The following is a 3,369-nucleotide window of genomic DNA, read 5'->3' on the forward strand; positions in this document are numbered from 1 at the left end:
TCAGGCGATGCTCGCGGAAACCGCGAGCGCGTTCGATCCGGCGCTGCACGACCGCCTGTTCAACGGGATGGCGCAGCTGGAGCGCAACGCGCGCGACCTGCAGGAAGCCGTGATGTCGATCCGCATGATGCCGATGGACTACGTGTTCAGCCGCTTCCCGCGGCTCGTGCGCGACCTCGCCGGCAAGCTCGGCAAGCAGGTCGAGCTCGTCACGTTCGGCCAGGCGACCGAGCTCGACAAGAGCCTGATCGAACGGATCATCGATCCGCTGACCCACCTCGTGCGCAACAGCCTCGACCACGGGATCGAGACGGTCGACAAGCGCGTCGCCGCCGGCAAGGACGCGGTCGGCCAGCTCGTGCTGTCGGCCGCGCATCACGGCGGCAACATCGTGATCGAGGTGAGCGACGACGGCGCGGGCCTGAACCGCGAGCGGATCCTCGCGAAAGCCGCGAAGCAGGGCATGCAGGTGTCCGACAACATCAGCGACGACGAAGTGTGGCAACTGATCTTCGCGCCGGGCTTCTCGACCGCCGAGACGGTGACCGACGTGTCGGGCCGCGGCGTCGGGATGGACGTCGTGAAGCGCAACATCCAGTCGATGGGCGGCCACGTCGAGATCACGTCGCAGGCCGGCCGCGGCACGACCACGCGGATCGTGCTGCCGCTGACGCTCGCGATCCTCGACGGGATGTCGGTGAAGGTCGGCAACGAGATCTTCATCCTGCCGCTGAACTTCGTGATGGAGTCGCTGCAGCCGTCGAACGACGACATCTACACGGTCGGCAACGGCGAGCGCGTGGTGCGCGTGCGCGGCGAATACCTGCCGCTCGTCGCGCTGCACGAGGTGTTCTCGGTCGACGACGCGCGCACCGACCCGACCCAGGGGATCGTCACGATCATGGAAACCGAGGGGCGCCGCTTCGCGATGCTGATCGACGAGCTGGTCGGCCAGCAGCAGGTGGTCGTGAAGAACCTCGAAACCAACTACCGCAAGGTGCACGGCATCTCGGCGGCGACCATCCTCGGCGACGGCAGCGTCGCGCTGATCGTCGACGTCGCGGCGCTGAACCGCGAAACCCGTGCGATGCACGGCGCCCGTGCCGGCGCCGAGCTCGCGATGTTCTGATGTCTCTCGCCATTCAACCGATTGGGGGCAAACGTGTCTGCTGAAGTCCAAATGATCAATCCGGCCGCGGCGAACGCGGCAACGAGCCGCCGCGACGCGGAACACGGCGACGCGGCGGGACAGGAATTCCTCGTGTTCACGCTCGGCGACGAGGAATACGGGATCGACATCCTGAAGGTGCAGGAAATCCGCGGCTACGACAGCGTCACGCGCATCGCGAACGCGCCCGAGTTCATCAAGGGCGTGATCAACCTGCGCGGGATCATCGTGCCGATCGTCGACATGCGGATCAAGTTCCATCTCGGCCGCGTCGAGTACGACCACCAGACCGTCGTGATCATCCTGAACGTCGCGCACCGCGTGGTCGGGATGGTGGTCGACGGCGTGTCGGACGTGCTGACGCTGCAGACCGACCAGATCATGCCGGCGCCGGAATTCGGCGCGACGCTGACGACCGAGTACCTGACGGGCCTCGGCACGGTCGACGGCCGGATGCTGATCCTGATGGACATCGAGAAGCTGATGTCGAGCCGTGAAATGGCGCTGATCGAGACGCTCGGCGGGTAAGCGCGCCGCGCGCGCAGGAATTTCGGGAGAATCTGCAATGTTGCATAACTGGTCGATCCGCACGACGCTCACGGCGGTCGGACTCATCCTCGTGGCGCTGGCCGCAGCCGTCGGCGGGCTCGGCCTGGTCGCGCTGAATCACGCGAGCCGCTCGCTCGACGAGATCGCGCACGTCGACCTGCCGGCGATCCATACACTCGACGACACGTCGTCGTACCTGCTGCGCGCGCGCGTGTCGCTCGACCGCTTCCGGTCGCTGACGGAAGCCGGCAACACGGCCGATGCGGCCAAGGTGCTCGACCGCGCGCAGGAGCTGTACGCGAAGTCGAACCAGAACTGGCAGGCGTTCCAGTCGACGCCGAAGCTCGGCGTCGAGCAGGCGCTCGTCGACGAACTGACCACCCGTTACACGGCGATCGTGAAGGAAGGCGTCGAGCCCGAGTTCGCGGCCGCGCGCGCGGGCGACATGGCCGCGTACCACGCGGTCGCCGATACCAAGATCAGCCCGATGTTCGTCGCGTACGACCAGGCCGCGTCGGCCGTGGTCGCGTCGCTGCAGAAGCGTGCGGAAGATCGCCAGGCCGCGACGCAGTCGCAGATCTCGCTGATGATCGGGCTGATCGCGGCCGGCATCGCGATCGCGTTCGTCGTCGTGATCGCGATCCGCTTCGTGATGCGCGGGCTGATCGTGCAGCCGCTGGAAGACGCGATCGCGCACTTCGAGCGCATCGCCGGCGGCGACCTCACGCAGCCGGTCAACGTGTCCAGCACGAACGAGATCGGCCGCCTGTTCGGCGGCATCAAGCGGATGCAGGACGCCGTCACGACGATGGTGCAGGCCGTGCATCGCGGCACCGAGTCGATCGACGTCGGCGCGCGCGAGATCGCGACCGGCAACATCGACCTGTCGCAGCGTACCGAGGAGCAGGCCGCGTCGCTGCAGGAAACCGCATCGAGCATGGAGCAGCTGACGGGCACCGTGCGGCAGAACGCGGAGAACGCGCGGCAGGCCAGCCAGCTCGCGGTGAACGCATCGGACATCGCAACGCAGGGCGGCGACGTGGTCGGCCAGGTCGTGTCGACGATGCAGGACATCGCGGCGAGCTCGGGCAAGGTCGTCGACATCATCGGGACGATCGAAGGCATCGCGTTCCAGACCAACATCCTTGCGCTGAACGCGGCGGTCGAAGCCGCCCGCGCGGGCGAACAGGGCCGCGGCTTCGCGGTGGTCGCGGGCGAGGTGCGCTCGCTCGCGCAGCGCAGCGCGAGCGCGGCGAAGGAAATCAAGCAGCTGATCGGCGACTCGGCCGGGAAGGTCGAAAGCGGGTCGGCGCTCGTGTCGCGCGCCGGCTCGACGATGGACGAGATCGTGCAGGCCGTGCGCCGCGTGACCGACATCATGGGCGAGATCAGCGCCGCGTCGGAAGAGCAGTCGACCGGCATCGAGCAGGTCAACCGCGCGGTCGGCCAGATGGATTCGGTCACGCAGCAGAACGCGGCGCTCGTCGAGCAGGCGGCCGCCGCGGCCGCGTCGCTCGAGGAGCAGACGCGCCAGATGAAGGCGATCGTGTCGGGCTGGCGTGTGACGGGCGGCATCGTGCTCGCGCCGTCGCGCGGTGTGGCGCGGCCGGTCGCGCATGAGCCGGCGGCCCTGCCGGCACCGACGTCGGCGC

The 3,369-nt window shown here is 68.0% G+C and carries 3 protein-coding genes; all 3 read left to right on the forward strand.

Going from position 1 to position 3,369, the window contains the following annotated elements; genetic code table 11:
• A partial coding sequence (locus tag G3N64_RS38410) for a chemotaxis protein CheW (protein ID WP_205788794.1) occupies positions 1–1,129 on the forward strand: 1,129 nt, incomplete at its 5' end.
• Between the two features lie 51 nt (positions 1,130–1,180).
• Positions 1,181–1,696, forward strand: coding sequence for a chemotaxis protein CheW (gene cheW / locus G3N64_RS38415; protein ID WP_205788795.1), 516 nt, complete (start codon positions 1,181–1,183; stop codon positions 1,694–1,696).
• 37 nt (positions 1,697–1,733) lie between these two features.
• Positions 1,734–3,369, forward strand: a 1,636-nt coding sequence (locus G3N64_RS38420) for a methyl-accepting chemotaxis protein (protein WP_205788796.1), incomplete at its 3' end; no start/stop codon positions are given.

This window comes from Burkholderia sp. Ac-20344, assembly GCF_017104975.1.
Lineage (GTDB): Bacteria > Pseudomonadota > Gammaproteobacteria > Burkholderiales > Burkholderiaceae > Burkholderia.